Source organism: Fulvivirga sediminis (assembly GCF_016757215.1).
Classification (GTDB): Bacteria; Bacteroidota; Bacteroidia; order Cytophagales; family Cyclobacteriaceae; genus Fulvivirga; species Fulvivirga sediminis.
In genome coordinates, this window is the sequence record NZ_JAESIY010000012.1 from 140,774 (window position 1) to 158,633 (window position 17,860).

Annotated in this window: 9 protein-coding genes; all 9 read right to left on the minus strand. The window is 37.0% G+C overall.

The window, feature by feature from the left end; genetic code table 11:
• Positions 1-80 precede the first annotated feature (80 nt).
• The 9 genes from JL102_RS19755 to JL102_RS19795 all read right to left on the minus strand — a co-directional run bounded on the left by JL102_RS19755 (position 81) and on the right by JL102_RS19795 (position 17,192).
• Positions 81-1,325 carry a PQQ-dependent sugar dehydrogenase gene (locus JL102_RS19755; protein WP_202246189.1) on the minus strand — a complete coding sequence of 415 codons (1,245 nt, stop codon included), beginning with the start codon at positions 1,323-1,325 and terminating at the stop codon, positions 81-83.
• Positions 1,326-1,705: 380 nt separating this feature from the next.
• A complete protein-coding gene (locus JL102_RS19760; RefSeq protein ID WP_202246190.1) occupies positions 1,706-3,013 on the minus strand; it encodes a tetratricopeptide repeat protein in 1,308 nt (435 codons plus the stop codon).
• Positions 3,014-3,116: 103 nt separating this feature from the next.
• Positions 3,117-3,257, minus strand: a complete 141-nt coding sequence (locus JL102_RS19765) for a hypothetical protein (RefSeq protein ID WP_202246191.1) — start codon at positions 3,255-3,257, stop codon at positions 3,117-3,119.
• Between the two features lie 573 nt (positions 3,258-3,830).
• Positions 3,831-5,135, minus strand: a complete 1,305-nt coding sequence (locus tag JL102_RS19770) for a glycoside hydrolase family 18 protein (protein WP_202246192.1) — start codon at positions 5,133-5,135, stop codon at positions 3,831-3,833.
• A 70-nt stretch (positions 5,136-5,205) separates the two neighbouring features.
• Positions 5,206-6,699 (minus strand): SusD/RagB family nutrient-binding outer membrane lipoprotein, encoded by a 1,494-nt coding sequence (locus JL102_RS19775; RefSeq protein WP_202246193.1) that lies wholly within the window; start codon positions 6,697-6,699, stop codon positions 5,206-5,208.
• Positions 6,700-6,703: 4 nt separating this feature from the next.
• The gene (locus JL102_RS19780; RefSeq protein WP_202246194.1) at positions 6,704-10,204 is read right to left on the minus strand and encodes a SusC/RagA family TonB-linked outer membrane protein; all 3,501 of its coding nucleotides are present in this window, start codon (positions 10,202-10,204) and stop codon (positions 6,704-6,706) included.
• Positions 10,205-10,895: 691 nt separating this feature from the next.
• Complete coding sequence (locus tag JL102_RS19785; protein ID WP_202246195.1) at positions 10,896-12,185, minus strand: glycoside hydrolase family 18 protein; 1,290 nt, start codon at positions 12,183-12,185, stop codon at positions 10,896-10,898.
• Positions 12,186-12,233: 48 nt separating this feature from the next.
• Positions 12,234-13,730, minus strand: coding sequence for a SusD/RagB family nutrient-binding outer membrane lipoprotein (locus JL102_RS19790; RefSeq protein WP_202246196.1), 1,497 nt, complete (start codon positions 13,728-13,730; stop codon positions 12,234-12,236).
• A 3-nt stretch (positions 13,731-13,733) separates the two neighbouring features.
• The gene (locus tag JL102_RS19795; RefSeq protein ID WP_202246197.1) at positions 13,734-17,192 is read right to left on the minus strand and encodes a SusC/RagA family TonB-linked outer membrane protein; all 3,459 of its coding nucleotides are present in this window, start codon (positions 17,190-17,192) and stop codon (positions 13,734-13,736) included.
• Between the last annotated feature and the right edge of the window lie 668 nt (positions 17,193-17,860).

Sequence of the window (17,860 nt, forward strand, 5' to 3'; positions counted from 1 at the left end):
AATAAACATGAGGTCGGGCTGATTCATTTAACCCGACCTCATTATTAAAAGGTTTCAATTTTAAAACCTGTAAAATACTTTTATAAACCTATTCTATAAAGGATAGCATTAGACTCATCGGTTACAGCATAAAGCGCTCCGTCGGCTCCTTCTAAAACATCTCTAAAACGGCGTCCTTTATCCTCTAACAAGCGTTCCTCTCCTACTACTTTTTCATCTTCAATGACCAGCCGAACCACATGCTTACCGCTAAGACCTGCCAGAAACAAGTTATTAGTCCATTCTGAGATTAGATTTCCAGTATAGAAAGTAATACCACTGGGAGACACTACAGGATCCCAATAATACACGGGCTGCTCCATTCCTTGCTGCTGCGTTATGCCTGCTCCAATAGGTCCACCTGAATACTCAATACCATATGATATAGTAGGCCAGCCGTAATCATCACCAGCCATGATTAAGTTAACTTCATCACCTCCTTTAGGTCCCATTTCAGACTCCCACAAATCGCCAGTAGTAGGATGAATAGCCAACCCTTGCGGATTTCTATGGCCGTAAGTATATATCTCAGGCAATATTCCTTCCTGACCGATAAAAGGATTATCGGCTACCGGATCACCATCAGTAGTAATCCTAATTACTTTTCCTAAGGCGGCATCGAGCTCCTGAGCCTCTGGCCTGGCAGGTAAATCAGAACGCTCACCAGTGCTTACAAATAAGTTACCATTAGCATCCCATGCTAATCGACCTCCGTAATGCAAAGTACTGTTAAAAAAAGGAATGGCTGTATAAATAACCTCGGCATTCTCAATAGTACTCTCATTATTAGCCAGTCGGCCTTTACCCACTGCCGTAGCAGTACCTCCCGGACCGTTTAATGAAAAAGTCCAATATACCATTCTGTTGGCTGTAAAATCAGGATCTACGGCTACATCAAGTAATCCACCCTGGCCAGAGCTATTTACAGAAGGTATGCCTGTAATCGCACCCCCCACCTGACCGGAAGTAGAAATAATACGCATAACCCCTCTTTTTTCCGTTATCAAAATTCTACCATCAGGTAAATTGGTCATACCCCATGGATTAGATAAGCCGCGCGCAAATTCTGTAACCCTATATTCGGTTTCTGTAGCCACCCCATTAATTCTGGTTTGTCCCTTAAAGGCTGGGTCATAGTCTGTATTAGGAGGCTTGGTCTCTACTGGGTCTAACTTAGGAGTACCCGGATTTTCTGAAGGAGGTCGGCCATCATCAGAACTACAGGCCAAGCCAAGGCCGCTAAGCACAACCAACATAATAAAGCCAATTATTGATTGATTTCTCATAATTTTTAGGTTTAGGTTTTAAATATAACTCCCATCAAAAGTTTAATATTGAGCCTTGCAAGCAATACGCCCCTACACTCTCAATGGTTACTGGAGTTATAAGCTAAAGCGAAGCAAGAAAGTTCTAAAATAATGCTACAATTTGGCTAATATTAAGTGATCTCAGATTCTCGAAATCTGACTTACTTATTATTATAGATTTACAATTCTATCAGGTATGCAAAGTGTCTATAGCTTATTCTGGCTGGGCATGCATTGGAAATATCTATTTTGCAAAACAAACTAGTTAACCGCAATTGGCCTAGCCACATCATTGATAGAATTTATTGAAGAGGTGTTATGAATGCCTAATAAATATGAGTGGTAAGCTGAAGTCAGCTCTACGAGTTCAGCAAATCATTTACCCTTCTAATCTTGTTCTCGTAAGTGACTTTTTTACTTCTGATGTACAAGGTAGTGCCCAGCATGGTAAAGAAAAAGATTGCAATACAAGCACTAGCAATTTTAATAATAGTAGAGCGCTCCTTATCAATTTCTGATTGCTTCACATCTTTGTAATGATTTTGGATCTCAGTATCGAGTAATACCTGCAGTTTTTTGTAATCCAATTGATCAATCACTTCAGCCTTGAGTTTTTCTTGATGCCTACGTATATCCTCTATTCTGAAAATATCATTAATCGACAGCTTGGCACTTTCCTTAGCCATTGCTCGTTGAGATTTAGATATTAGGTCTAATGTATTAATTAAATATTCGTTATACACCTCTTTATTGGTAGCATTAACAGCTTCATTGAAGATAGCAATAGCTTTACTATGTTGCTTTTGCAACTGGTATAACTCACCCTCAACGTTTAAGCGAAGTAATTTGTGATTATTGTCTACCCTATTCTCTAACTGTTTAGCCTTTTTTAACCAATTCTCTGATTCTTCAAAATCACCTTTTAAATTAAGGGCATTTGCCGTATTGACAAAAAGCAAATGTTCCTGATCAGTAGTGATTCCTGGAAAGGATAAGGCTTTTTCATAATATGAAATTGATTGAGTATAATTTTCAAGATCATGTGACATATTAGCTAACTCCCTATATATTTTGCTTAAAATAATTCCAGAAGGTTCATCCATTTTACTTTGAGCATCAATGGCCTTTTTAAAATAACTATTAGCTTCTTCTTCTTTATTTAGCTTATTGTTACAGGTAGCAATGTTTGAGCAAACTAAGCTTAGATTATTCCAGTCTTTTTCGTTTTCATAGATTAGACTTGCTTTTTGGAAATATGGCAGAGCCAAGTCGTAACCTTGTATATTATAAAAAACATCTCCAATGTTATTTAATGCATCGGCCTTCCATAAATTATTGTTTAATTCACTAAACAAATCAGATGAGATAATATAATGATTAACCCCCTGCTGATAAAAGCCCATTTGTCTACTCAGCATTCCCTTCATATAGTGTCCCCTTGCCTGAAAGTATTTGGAATTAGCTTGTTCTGATAAGGATATGAGTTTATCTATGTAATTATCAGCTAATTCGATGTCATCAGTTCTGTATTTCTTAGATAACTCATAGTATAAGGCCATTTTTTGATTAACTTCTAATTGATCATTTTCAAGCATAAGTTCTAAGGAATGAACATCTTCTGGGAGTTCTTTCGAATTGGTGATTTCCTTATCGGTGCAGGAACTCATTATAACACAATAAATAAAACAGTGTATAATATAGTGTTTCGAATGGCTTAATAAGTACTTCATTAGGTGCTAGGTTGATTTGTGGGCTTTATATAATTGGAATCTAATCTCTGGGGCCTATTTGTTCCGTGCCACCGCCTGGTTCAGTATCATGAGTAATTTCATCATATGGATCTTGGCAAGATGTAGCACTCAAAAATACCCCTAGGATAAATAAGAGCGATATTAATTTTACAATTTTCATAGTCGTTCATTTATGTTCAGGCTGTTAATATAGCTTTTATTATTCACTTTCTAAGTCAACAGAAACGTATCCCCTTAGAGGTCTATACATTATAAGCGTATAACTTACATATGTATATATTGAATTTTCAACATACACTTTTCTTCATCTACAACGCTACACTTGCTTCCATTAGAACTCTTTTAGTATTGCTATTCAACGCTGCTCCATCCGAAGTCTGACACAATCTATGAGTAATAAAATACAATTAGAGCTCGCTAACTATAACATTTAAACAATTTTTCAATTCAAAAAATCACTATCTGATTTTCTATGCTTTAATATAAGCATAATTATCAATTAACCATGATTAAATGATATTCCTAACATATAATATATGTTTATAATGCCATTCAGTAGCAACAATCTTTATACACAAATAGCCTAAAGAGTTGAATATCTTACATGGGGTAAAAATGAATTTTTATTACCAATAGACTATTTTTGTATATGTGAAGTAAAAATAAGAAAGCTCATAGTGACAGGCTTTCTTTGTCTCCTTCAATGCATCTCTGCCATGTAATTGATACCATCTTATTTCTCAAACTGACTAGGTATATCCTGTAATAATGACCAATTAGAGTCCGGAGAATCCTGACCTAGCTCCCATAGTGTTATACCTTTAAAGTCATTTTTTCGTAGATAATTCACCTTTTGTGAAATTATATTTCTAGAATCAAAGAAAATATTGTGGCCGTCTCTCTTGATATTTCCAATATCGAGCTCCACTTCTGAAGGTGAATATCGTTTTATGATATCAGCATAGGTAATGGTCTCCGCCAAGCCTCCTGCTTTGTTCAAAAAATCTCTTCCATAAAAGGGTATTCCTACCACTATTTTATTTTTAGGAACTCCAAACTCTAAGTAACGATTTAAGGCATTTTCCATATCTTTTACAGTAGCAGGGTGACCTAGCGGAGAGTTTTCGTAGGTACCTAAATTGTCAAAAGCCATTACTGAAATCAAATTGAATATATTACTCATACGATCGGCTATATCTCTGTAATGGTAAGCTGCCCAACCATAACTACCCGTAACGGAGGTAGTAATAATATTGGCGGAAGGAAGTGCATTTCTTAACTCTCTATAAAAAGGTAGCAGCTGGTTACTTTCTGAGTTATCTACTGCCTCTCCTCCTCCTATAAATTCGTTATAATAGATGTCTATACCATCCAATTTATTATTACTGACAAATGATACTATGTTTTTTATAAGTTTAGTTCGCTTATTCTTATTTAGTATTACATTGGTAAATACCCTTTCGTTTCTTCCTGGATATTCTCCAGCACCGCCAAGAGAAACTAATATTTTCACATTATTTGCCTTTGCTTCTTCCACATAGTCAGAGAGCTTGGCCATATCTGAAAGGTCTAAAGTACCATCATTTTTAGGATAAATATGAGCGTATATAAAGTGAGTGATTTTATCCCATTGCACCTCGTTATTACGATAGCTAGGGTAATAACCTACTACTACTTTATCTCCATTAAAAAGCGGCTTTCCGTCTACTATCAACTGAAATTGCACACTTGTATACTTTCCTTCGGCATCTTCTACATAAACATTTACAAAATACTGCCCTGATTCATGAGAGCTAAAGATGAAGTTTTCTTCTTCAGAATTCACCGAATCATCTACAGTCCAAACGTAGGACAAAGGACCTTTTGCATTTTCGAAATCCAGATGCAAAAGAGTTTCTTCATCTATATTTAAATTTATTGTGGTCTGTACTTCTGCCACTATTAGGTCAAGATCGGGGGAAGAATTATCTTCATCATCACTACAGGATACAATTCCTAACTGAGCCAAAAGCAATATCAATAAAACATATATCTTCATCTTAACTAATTTTATTGGTTATTAATTTTTTGATCTTTAAAATTTTGTAGCATCTTTCTGACATTGTTATTTATTCTACATCCCACCACAGGGCTGATAACCATCCATTAGGATATTTGCTATTAGCCTCTTCAAAATGTTCAGGATTAATTATTGACTCTCCTCCAGGATAAGGTATTCTCTTAGGCATAACTCCGTTGGTGGAAGACTCTGGCCTGGTGATAGGCTCCAGAGCAGGCATTCCCGTCCTTCTATAATTAGCATAGGCTTCAATCCCATTTAAAAAATGTGTTAGCCATTGCTGAGTTATGATTTCCTCGAGCTTATTATTAGGTGTAAGTGTTTTACCTTCTGCAAAAGAACGTGCCTCTGCTGCATTAATGCTGACACCGTAGGCTGTCCATTGTAAAATACTGGCCCTGATGCCATTTTGGTAATAATTCAGAGCATTGCCTTGTATCAAGCCTCTTACTACTGCTTCAGCCAGCAATAATTGAGTTTCTGCATATGAAATATGAAGATATGGAGCATCATTACGATATAGCAACGGTCTTAAAAGACCTAAATTATCTGCCCCTCCGGGATGCTCGTAGCTGAAATTGTTAGCATCTAGACCTTCAATTCCACTGATATTCCCCGGCAGAAACCACATAGTCAATCTAGGATCTCCCTGCAAATTCCGTATTAACGTTTTTGTAGGATGGTCCATAACACTTCCATTACCTCTTAGGGCTTGCGATAGGCCATTACCATTTATTTGAGCTCCTGCCGTTCCGAATTCTACATCTTCATGATGACCGTAACAGCTATCATTATTGTTCTGAAAAATACCATTGGCAAGGGCTGATTCTATTTCAGCAATAGCTTTTTCTCTATCTACTAAAGCTATTCTCATGGCACACCTTAACCTTAAAGAATTGGCTAGTTTTTTCCATTTTGATATATCGCCCTCATAAAAATTATCACCAGTTATCTTATCTGCCTGCTCTCCATCATCTAATTGATTAAACGCCTGATCCAGCAGTTCAAAAAAATCGTAATAGATATCCTTCTGATCATCATATGCCGGGTAGAATATGCCTTTATAATACCCCTGACCTGCCTCACTATAGGGCACATCACCATAGGTATCTGTCAAACGCTGAAAAACCATTACTTTTAAGATTTTAGCTACTGCATTTACATTGGCGAGTCTTTCTTCGTCCTTAGTTCTCTCTAGCACATCTACGAGGTAGCGAACTAATCCATTACTGTAATTAGATTGCCAAAGAGCTTCTTCATAAGCAGCATTATGATTAAAAAAGGCTCCATAATTAGAGACAGCGGATGAACCTCCTAAATGCTGAACAAAACCTTCTCCGTATACCAGGTTGGTTCTCCATTGCTCTAACCTACCTCCAGAGAGAGATGCCTGTATAGTAGTAATAAGAAGATTAGGGTCTAAGGTGGGAAAAGCTTCTTTATTAGTATTAGTATCTCCAAAAAGGTCATCATCCGCACAGCTACTAGCTACCAACAAAAGACAGATAAAGGTGATAACTTTTATAAATTTAGAATATCTCATTTTTTTAAAATGTCATTTGAATGTTAAACCCATATGATTTACTGTAAGGAAGTGAGCCATACTCTAAACCCTGTCCGTTACCAGCAGTGTAGGTCGATTCAGGGTCTATATTGGGTATCTTGGAATGTATGGTCCACAAATTACGGCCTATGAAACTGATGCGTAAAAGGTTTATTCTGGGAACAATATTTTGTAATACCTTTCTGGGTAGTGTATAGCTCAACGCCAGCTGCCTTAACTTGACGTAAGAGGCGCTGTAAACAAAAGGCTCTGGTGTGGCTGCTGCATCATCGCCAAAAAAGGAGCCCCAATAGCTCTGAGGATTAACGGCTATGGTATTCTTTTCATAGCTCACGTTACCTTCACTATCTACAACCTCTACTACACCATCTACCACATACCCTGCTTCTGGCTGTAGTTTAGTAATCTCTCCTAGGGTAAGGCCTTCGTTCAGCTTCTGCTCAACCCACTGATTGTATTCATCTCTACCTTTCACCGTTTGATCTAACAAACCAGCGGCAGCGGCATAGGCATTAGTCATAGAATATACATAACCTCCAAATTTCATATCCATGGTGGCCGCCAGAGCAAAACCCTTGTAAGATAATTCTTGAGTAAACCCTAATACCCAGTCAGGCGCTGCTTTGCCAAAGGTTTTATAGGTAGGATTTAACTTAGGTAAACCATTTTCTCCTACTATCACCTCACCTCCGGGTGATCTCAGGAAACTTTGCCCGTAGAGTTCTGACGTACTCTTGCCTTCTTGGGCTATAACCTGCACACCTGACCATCTTCCAATTGATATAACCTGGTTGTTTATTTTTCCATTGAGGCGGATAACTTCATTATTATTTTTGGCGATATTTAAGGTAGTATTCCAATTAAGCCCTTGTGAATTTTTAAGTATACCGGCGGTAATTACGGCTTCTATTCCATTGTTTTTCACCTCTCCTATATTTTGCCAGGCAGAGTAGTAGCCAGACGCTTGAGATATACTCAATACTGTAAGCTGATTTTTAGTAATTGTTCTATAATAAGTGAAGTCTAACGCTATTCTGTTATTTAAGAATGACAGATCGGTACCTATTTCAAAAGTATTGGAAATCTCAGGCTTTAATTCACCATTGGGTATAGTTCCCCCTGGAATAAAACCTAATGGATTTCCCAGTAAAGGTTTGGGACCGATGGTATAATATCTAGACGTAGCATAGGGCTGATCAGGAGCCTTTCCTGTTCTGGCCAATGATGCCCTTAACTTACCAAAAGTTAATACTCTTGGAGAAACCTGTAACATCTCAGAAAAAATGAAACTCCCAGATATGGAGGGATAGAAAAAAGAATAATCATTTTTAGGCCCCGCATTAGGCACGTTAGGTGTGGCTAAGGTGGAGTTCCAATCATTTCTTACGGTAAGATCAAGAAATAGAAAGTTATTATAATTAGCTCTTAAATATGAAAAAACCGATTTTACTAATATCTCCTGATCTACTTTGGGGCTTAGCACCTTATCTGAAAAATTTGAAAGATTATTGACTCCACGCTGAAGCATACCTGTAGCTGAATACCCACCATCTACTCTTGCTGAATTTCGGTGATTCCCTCCTACCGCAGCAGACACATCCACTCTACCAAAGGTTTCATTGGCAAATAAAATCCCTTGAATATTATATTCCTGAAAAGTGACCTCTCGATTAGTGAGGCTTCCACCTTGTTTGCCCGGCAATTCGGTTCCTCCATTTAAAAAATCAGTAACATCATGACTAAACCTGTCTAATCCTACATTAAAATCTGCCTTGAGCCAGTTTTTAATCATATAGTTAGCATGGAAATTACCTAAAATCCTATTTTTATTAGAATGATTGGTGTTTTCCGCTATCACAAAATAAGGATTTAGAAGATTAGGGTTAGGGTTCCAATTGTAGTAGTTTCCTTGACTATCTTGATAATGTTTAAGCCATGACTCATCTATATTAGGAGCCAAGCCAGCTAATGAAAATCCGATATTATTAGGATCATCGGCCAGTGCAGGGCTATTATCTAGCTCTTCTACAATATAAGTGAGCTTACCTTCCATGGTGAGCTTACCCATCTCCACAGAAGTACTCAGAGCGTAGGAGTTTCGCTCGAATTCATTTTGAGGGATTACTCCTTGTTTTTTTAAATTGCCATAGCTAAAGCGGTAAGTGGTATTATCAGCGCCTCCAAAAATGCTAAGGTTATGGTTATAAGACACTCCATTTCTAAAAAAGTCTTGAAGATGATTATCTACCTCTTTGTAGGGTTTGTAAGAGCCATCAAATATTCTTATTCTCTCCGCATCGGCAAATTTAGGGCCCCAGGCTCTTACTGTGCTGGCCTGTATGCTTCCGATATCATTAGGATCCGGCAGCTGACCATTAGAGCCAGATCCGTAAGAAGTCTGGTTATCTTTGTATTTTGCATTTACATGCTCCAGGGTGAAAGTTCCATTGTAGTCTACACTAAAAGAATTGGCTTTCCCTTTCTTTGTGGTAATTATAATCACGCCATTGGCTCCTCTTTCTCCATATAACGCAGAAGCAGCTCCTCCTTTAAGTACTGATACATTCTCTATGTCATTTACATTGATACTCGACAGCCCATCTCCATTATCTAACCCTCCAGAAAATTTCTCTGACTTGTTATCTGTAATACTGGCAATACCAGAATTCCCTATATATATACCATCAACTATGTATAAAGGCTGGTTATCTCCATTAATGGAATTATTACCTCTTATAACTACACGTGAACTACCACCTAACCCTGTGGCAGCCTGAGTAATATTTACTCCCGCCACCTTTCCATATAAAGATTGGGCCACGCTTAATGTAGGATTATCTGCAAGTTCGTCTCCCTTTACATTCTGAAAAGAATAGCCTAATTCTTCTCTGTTTCTCTCTACCCTAAGTGCTGTTACCAACACCTCATCGAGTTCAGAGGCTTCCTCTAAAAGTGTTATATCAATAACGCTCCTATTATTAACTTCTATATCTTGCGTACCATAGCCTATATAGGAAATAATTAGAGTGGTGGCAGGGTATGAAACCTGTATAGAATAATTACCATCCAGATCAGAGGTTACTCCATTAGTAGTACCTTCCTCCACAATATTCGCCCCCGGAATAGCCAGTCCTTTTTTATCTGTGATCTTACCTTTAATCACATGCCGCTGGTTAGTTATTTTTCTTATAATGATGGCTCCATCATTTGTAATCTTGTAATCACAATGTATTGGAGAAAGCGCCTTGTCTAGTAGTTCTATTAGCTCCACCTCTCCCTTTTTGTAAGCTATAGAGGTTGCATTTTTTATGGATTCATCACTATAGATAAATGTGAAATCAGTCTGTGCCTCTATCAGCTCAAAAATTTCAGAAGTTGTCTTAGCTCCATCATTAGGAATTTTGATTAGAACACCTTGTGCAGATGCATTACCGATAGCGAAACTAAAGGCTGATATAAGCAAGAATAATAAAACTATTCTCATGATAATTAGATGTGGTTTTACAGTAAACAATAATCATTATAAACCCTTATAGATGTTCTTGATTCTTGAAGTGTAGTAGCTTATTCCATGTGGTTATAGAGAATCACAGTTTAGCTTCATTTAGAATGAAACTGCTCATTGAATTTCAACCACGCTCCAGTTATAAACATACTTTACCCTGGTACTATACCGGCAATGAATGTAAATACAGCTCAAATCAGTTTTAACTTCTGAGCATTTTCTTCATACATTCACTTGCTTAATAGTAAAGAATAATGAACAAGAAATCTGGATTGAACTTTACAAACTTTAGAGTTTCATTTCCTTACAAAATGAGAGCATGCTAAACTTTTACAAAATGATAATGCCAAAGGAATTGGCATTAATAAAAAGGGTATTCTGGTAGTTTTCATTAGGTTAAAGGCTTAGGTTCTTGGTAGTATTTCTCGGCTAAATCATTGTCAAATTCACTTCTATAACGGACTTAATAAGTCTCTTATATGCAAAATGAGAAAATTAGCCATTATAAACTTAAACAAGACTGATATAACTATAAATAGTGGTAATGCTAAGGTTAATTATCTATTTAATGTATAAACATTAATCTAGTAATGTTGTTTTAATGACACCTATTGAAAGGTAAAAATAATTTTCTGTCGGATATTCATGGTAGCACTGTGATTTCATCTGATTAGTTGATTTGGTTATGCACATTTTTCAATAATGATAGTTCCTCATCACCAGAATCCTGCTCTAATTGCCAAGCGGAAATACCTCTAAAATTATTCATCTTCACATAATTTATTTTCTCAGAAATAATTGATTGCGAATTAAAGAAAATATTATGGCCGTCACGATTGATATGACCAGTGGCAAGCTCAGTTTCAGTAGGTACAAATCGTCCTAATAAATCCAAATAAGAAATAGGGCGAGCTATTCCTCCTGATTGCCTGAGGAAATCTCTACCAAAAAAAGGAACTCCGAGTACTAGTTTGTTTTGCGGGACTCCAAAATTCACATACCTGTCAAGTGCATTTTTAGCATCTTCCAGAGAGGAAGGCCTACCCAATGGAGAGTCTTCCCAGGTGCCAAAATTATCAAATGCCATTACGGAAATAAAATCTGCAACATCTGCCATATCAGCTGCTATATCTCTATAATGATATGCCTTCCACCCATAACCCCCAGTAACAGAACATGTAATAATCATATCATAAGGCAAAATATCTCTTAACTCCTTTAAGAATGGAACCATATTATTTAATTGCGAATAATCCACAACGTTGCCTTCAAACTCATCGTACAAAATATCAACACCTTGCAGTTCATACCCGACCAATAGAAAATAAATGAAATTAACTAAGTTTTTACGCTTTTCTTCATCATTCAAAACATTGGTAAATACTCTATCTCCTTTGCCAGGGTAATTATCGAGACTCCCTAAAGAAAGTAATACTTTAACATCATGCTTTTTGGCTTCTTCTACATAATCTTGTAAACGAGATAATTGGGTTACCTGTAAGGAACCTTCACTAGTTGGGTATACATATGAATATATTAAATGCGTAATTTTATTCCATGGCACTGGTTCTGAACTGCTAGTAGAATAATAACCGGCGATGACCTTATTTTTGGCAAACTCGTCCTCCACTTCTATCTTAAATTGTACATTTGTGTATTTGCCTTGGGCATCTTCTACATATACGCTAATAAAGTATTGTCCCGCTTGTGTAGGAATGAATGGATAAATAGGTCTTTTAGAAACAACTTTATTTCCTATAGTCCAAACAAATAACAACTCACCAATAGCATTTTCATAATCTAATTGCAACAGTAGTTCCTCACCTACTTTTGCAGTTAAACTAGTTTCTACATTCTTGGTGATCAAATCCAGGTCTGATGCTGAATAATTCTCTGGAGAATCATCACTACAAGACATCATTAACATATAGACTAAAAGGAAAAAAAAGCGTATTTTCATTTGTATTACTATGAATTAAATATCTTTAATACTTCATATCATTTTCAATCAATTAATATCCCACCAAATATGAGATAACCACCCTTCGGTATATTCTTTTGCTGCTATTTCATAATTATCACCGTTTACTACAGCCTCACTCTCAGGGTATCTTAACCTACTGGGCATTACACCATTTGTAGCAGAGCTTGACCTGATAATGGGCTCTAACACGGGAAGTCTGGTTCTGCGATAATTGGCATATGCCTCCATGCCATTAAGAAAATGGTTCAGCCATTGCTGAGTTATAATTTCTCCTAACCCATTATCAGCTGCAAGAGTTTTTTCTTCTGAGAAGCTCTCAGCTTCCTGTATGCTAACCCTTGCACCATAAGCAGACCACTGTAATATACTCGCCTTTATCCCTTCTTGATAATAAACTTCGGCATTACCCGGAATAAATCTTTTAACGACTGCTTCTGCCAGCAAAAGTTGTGTTTCTGCATATGAAATATGCATATAGGGAGCATCATTTCGATATAAGTAAGGCTGAAGTACGGCCAGTTTTTCAGCCCCTCCAGGATGCTCCCATCTGAAATTATTAGGGTTAATTCCTTCAATATTTCCCAAGTTGCCAGGCATAAACCATATATCCTTGCGCGGATCTCCCTCCAGATATTTTATCAAGGTTTGAGTAGGGTGATTTAAAACACCGCCGTTACCTTTCAAAGCCTGAGACAAACCATTACCATTTAGTGAAGCACCTGGTGTACCAAACTCTACATTTTCATGATGCCCTAAACAACTATCATCAATGTTTTCAAAAAGACCATTGGTAAGTGCTATCTGAATTTCTTTAATGGCCTTGGCTTTATCCACCATAGAAATCCTCATAGCACACCTCAATATCAGTGAATTAGCTAATTTTTTCCATTTAGAAATATCACCATTATAAAAGTTATCACCTGTAATTTCATCTCCCTGAGAACTTTCATCAAATTGATAATATGCCTCTTCTAGTAGGGCAAAAAAGTTGTAATAAATTTCCTTTTGACCATCATATTTAGGGTAATATATCTTCCTGTAATAGCCTAGCCCTGCTTCAGAATATGGTATAGCTCCATAAAAGTCTGTTAATCGCTGAAACACCATTACCTTCAAAATCTTTGCCGCTGCATTCAAATTCTTAAACGCATCATCATTTTTAGTCCTTTCCAAAATATCAACCAAGTGACGCATGACCCCATCACCATAATTAGATTGCCAAAGGGCTTCTCCACAAGCAACATCAAAGTTATATATAGCGCCATATTCAGTAACCTCTTTTGATCCTCCCAAATGCTGAACCATACCTTCTCCATAGACAAGATTGCCTCCCCACTGCTCTAGCCTGTTACCCGAAAGAGAAGCCTGTACAGTGGTAAAAAGTAAGTTTGGGCTCAGTGAAGAAAATGCTTCTTTATTCGTGTTTTTTTCACCAAAAAGCTCATCATTACCACAGGCTGAAGTACCTATTATGATTACAATGAGGCTCAGAAAATGCATGAACTTGATTTGTATTCTCATCTTTTAAAATGTCATTTGAATATTGAAACCGTAAGACTTACTATAAGGAAGCGAACCATACTCTAAGCCCTGTCCATTTCCATTGCTGTAGGTAGACTCAGGATCAATGTTGGGTAGCTGGGAGTAAATAGTCCATAGATTTCTACCTATCAGGCTTACCTTTATCCGCTCTATATTGAACCTACTTTTTTGAAGTAAACTACGAGGAAGATCAAAGCTTAAAGTCAATGAACGTAGCTTGGCAAATGAAGCGTTATAAATAAAAGGTTCAGGCGTAACGGTGGTATTGTCACCTGCAAACAACTGCCAATAATCTTGAGGATTTACCGGTTGTGTATTCTTCCTATAAATCACATTTCCATTAGCGTCAACTAATTCTTTCACACCATCTACCACATATCCTGCTTCAGGCAAGAAGGAATCGATCTGTTCTGGTGTCAGCCCTTCGTTAAGTTTTTTTTGCACCCAGTCATTATATTCACTCCTACCCTCTTTCGTGATATTTAATAAACCGGCGGCAGCGGCATTGGCATTGGTCATAGAATACACATGCCCTCCAAATTTCATATCTATGTCTGCCTCTAATGTGAATCTTTTGTAGGAAAAGTTATTGATTACACCTAGTATCCAATCTGGAGTTGCCTTTCCAAAACTTTTGTAGGTTCCGTTCAATTTGGGCAATCCATTTTCCCCTACAATCACCTTACCTTCAGGTGACCTTAGTAACTGCCGCCCCATTATCTCTGTAGTACTCTGTCCTACTTGTGCTACCACTTGAGCCCCTCCCCACCGCGCCATTGATATTACCTGCATATCTGTATTATCATTGAGATGAACAACCTCATTATTATTCTTTGCAGCGTTAAGGGCCAGGTTCCATGTGAATCCAGAAGGCTTATTCATTATTTTAGCAGAAATCACCGCTTCTATCCCACTATTTTTCACTTTTCCTATATTTTGCCACGCCGAATAAAAGCCGGAAGTCTGTGAAATGCTTAATACGGTAAGCTGATTCTTAGTGATGGTACGGTAAAAAGAAAAATCCACCGTTATTTGGTTATCTAACAATGAAAGATCTGCGCCTATCTCAAAGGTGTTTGATATTTCAGGAGACAATCTTTCATTAGGCAATCTGTCATCATTAATAAACCCGAGAGGATTGTCATGCAATGGCTCCGCTCCCACAGTATAGTAGATGGAAGTAGTATAAGGAAATTCAGGAGCTTTACCCGTACGTGCCATAGATGCCCTTAATTTTCCAAAACTCAGCAGTGATGACGATACATTCAGCACCTCAGAAAATATAAAACTACCAGAAATAGATGGGTAGAAAAAAGAATAATCATTCCTATACCCAGAATAAGAGACTAAAGGGGTAGCAAGTGTGGAATTCCAGTCATTCCTTGCCGTAAAATCAAGAAAAAAGATCCCATCATAGTTAACCCTCCAATAAGAAAAAAGTGATCTGACCATTATTTCTTGATCTGTTTTAGGACCTAAAACCTTTTTTAAATAATTAGACAGGTTTTTAACATCTTTATCTATCATCCCTGAAGCCACATACCCTTCATCCACTCTATTTGAACTCCGATAGTTACCTCCTAAAGCTGCAGAAACAGATAATTTATCATACTCAATTTCAGCAAATAGCACACCTTGTACATTATATTCTTGATACGATGCGCTCTGATAAGTTAAACTACCTTCTCTATTACCGGCCAAGTTGGAGCCTGCCCCCATAAAATCTGATACTTCATGATTATACCTGTCTAGACCGACATTTAAATCAGCTCTGAGCCAATTGTTTAAATGGTAATTGACATGTAAGTTTCCAAGTATACTGTTTTTGGAAGAATGATTGGTATTTTCCGCAATCACAAAATAAGGGTTCAATAAACTTGAATTAGGATTCCACTCATGGTATTTACCCTCACCGTTCCTATAATTGCGAAGCCACGCTTGATCTATATTGGGCGCCAAGCTAGATAAACTGAAGCCTAAATTATTAGGATCATCAGCCAGAGCAGGTCTATTGTCACTGGTTTCTGGCACAAAAAATAAATTCCAGTCTACTGACATTTTACTCTTTTGAATACCTGTACTTATCGTAAATGAATGACGCTCTAATGAGCTAGTAGGTATTACTCCCTGTCTCTTAAGGTGACCATAACTAACCCTATAGGTAATATCATCTGCCCCTCCATATAAGCTAAGGTTGTTATGATAAGAGGAGCCTGTTTTAAAAAAATCTTCGATATGCTTATCATTATTCTGGTAGGGCTTAAATGATCTATCAAAAATGCGAATCATCCGATCTTCTCCAAATTTGGGTCCCCACGCATTCACGGTACCATAACTAATAGCGGTTAAGTCATTATAATCTGGCAATTGTCCTCTTTCTCCTGAACCATATTCTCTTTGGTATTCCTCGTAGCCAACTTTCGCCTTATCTATAGTGAATGTTCCACTGTAGTCTATACTAAGGGAATTATTTTTCCCTTTTTTTGTGGTAATAATGATTACACCATTAGCTCCTCTCTCTCCATACAGTGCTGAAGCTGCACCTCCCTTTAAAACTGATATTTTATCAATGTCATAAGGGTTTAAGCTCGATAGTACATCTCCATGGTCCAACCCACCAGCATATTTATCTGATTTGCCATCAGTAAGACCTGAAATTCCAGCATTGTCAATAACAATACCGTCTATCACATATAAGGGTTGATTATTTCCAATAATAGAATTATTTCCTCTGATGACCACCCTTGAACTGGCACCCAGACCGCTCGCCGTTTGAGTAATATCTAAACCAGCTATCTTACCATACAAAGATTGAATCATATTAGAGGTGGGGTTATCTCTAAGCTCATCTCCGCCCACATCCTGAAAAGAATAGCCAAGTTCTTTTCTTTTTCTTTCCACCACCAGTGCTGTTACAATTACCTCATCCAGCTCTGAGTATTCCGGCAAAAGAGTAACATCAATAATACTTCTGTTATTAATGTCGACATCCTGAGTGCTGTACCCAATGTAGGAGATTATTAACGGAGCCATTTTATCAGAAACGGTAATGTCATATTTACCACCGTTATCAGAAACAACACCATTAAAAGTTCCCTCCTCTACAATATGAGCTCCTGGAATAGCATTCCCATTGACGTCATTTATAGTGCCTGAAACCCTATAGCCACGCGTGTAGACTTTGGTAATGATAATAGTATCTTCACTGGTTATTTTATAATCACAACCCATGGGAGGTAATACTTTTTTCAATAACTGATTAATCTCTATTCTGCCTTCCTCCAAGTAAATAGTTGGTGCATTGGTAATGGATTCATCACTATAGATGAGTTGATAGTTGGTTTGAGTCTCTATCAGTTCAAATATTTCAGATACCGTTTTTCCTCCATTCTGGCTTATTGTTATGGAATTATCCTGAGCGAGAACAATAACTGTGTACATATTTAAAAACAACACAAGGAAACCAAACAAAAAAGATATTCTCATAGCTAAAGGCTATTGATTTTTTAAACTACCAAGTATAATTTAAGTGTTGCTTTTGCTATTTTCTTAACTCTATAGGCATATATCCACCAGCTCAATCATTGAGGTATGAGTACATAGCTATAATGAAAATATCCCATTTTTTTGCATGTCTCAGGAATGACTTAAGCTAGTGGTGATGACATAATCAATGGAGAGCAACACAGGTGTACTAGATTGATTATTAGATATGGACGAACAAATTTCGGTAATAGTTAATACTCCGGTATAGCAATGACTGCACCTGTCTTTCTATTGAAAGTAATAACTTAGCATATACAGTTTACAATAGCAACAAAAGAGACCTTTGCTCCAAACAGCTGAGGATAAGATGCTACGAATTTTTTTATTATTTATCATTAGGTTGTGGCTTAGGAATATGGATTATTAATACGTTTAGGCTTAATTCATTTCAATGTTTATAAAAGTAATGTAAGTAGCTTATCATATGTGAATTTAAATAAAAACTAATAATCGCAAAAAGCTTAAAATGCCAAGAAAGGAGTAATTAAGACATATATACCTCATAAACGATTAACTATTAACGGGATATACTTTTTAAAAATGATTCATGAAATTTTTGTTAA

Coding starts and splice junctions, on each gene's coding strand:
- JL102_RS19755 (WP_202246189.1), bottom strand. CDS start 1,325: ATGAGAAATCAATCAATAATTGGCTTTATTATGTTGGTTGTGCTTAGC.
- JL102_RS19760 (WP_202246190.1), bottom strand. CDS start 3,013: ATGAGTTCCTGCACCGATAAGGAAATCACCAATTCGAAAGAACTCCCA.
- JL102_RS19765 (WP_202246191.1), bottom strand. CDS start 3,257: ATGAAAATTGTAAAATTAATATCGCTCTTATTTATCCTAGGGGTATTT.
- JL102_RS19770 (WP_202246192.1), bottom strand. CDS start 5,135: ATGAAGATATATGTTTTATTGATATTGCTTTTGGCTCAGTTAGGAATT.
- JL102_RS19775 (WP_202246193.1), bottom strand. CDS start 6,699: ATGAGATATTCTAAATTTATAAAAGTTATCACCTTTATCTGTCTTTTG.
- JL102_RS19780 (WP_202246194.1), bottom strand. CDS start 10,204: ATGAGAATAGTTTTATTATTCTTGCTTATATCAGCCTTTAGTTTCGCT.
- JL102_RS19785 (WP_202246195.1), bottom strand. CDS start 12,185: ATGAAAATACGCTTTTTTTTCCTTTTAGTCTATATGTTAATGATGTCT.
- JL102_RS19790 (WP_202246196.1), bottom strand. CDS start 13,730: ATGAGAATACAAATCAAGTTCATGCATTTTCTGAGCCTCATTGTAATC.
- JL102_RS19795 (WP_202246197.1), bottom strand. CDS start 17,192: ATGTACACAGTTATTGTTCTCGCTCAGGATAATTCCATAACAATAAGC.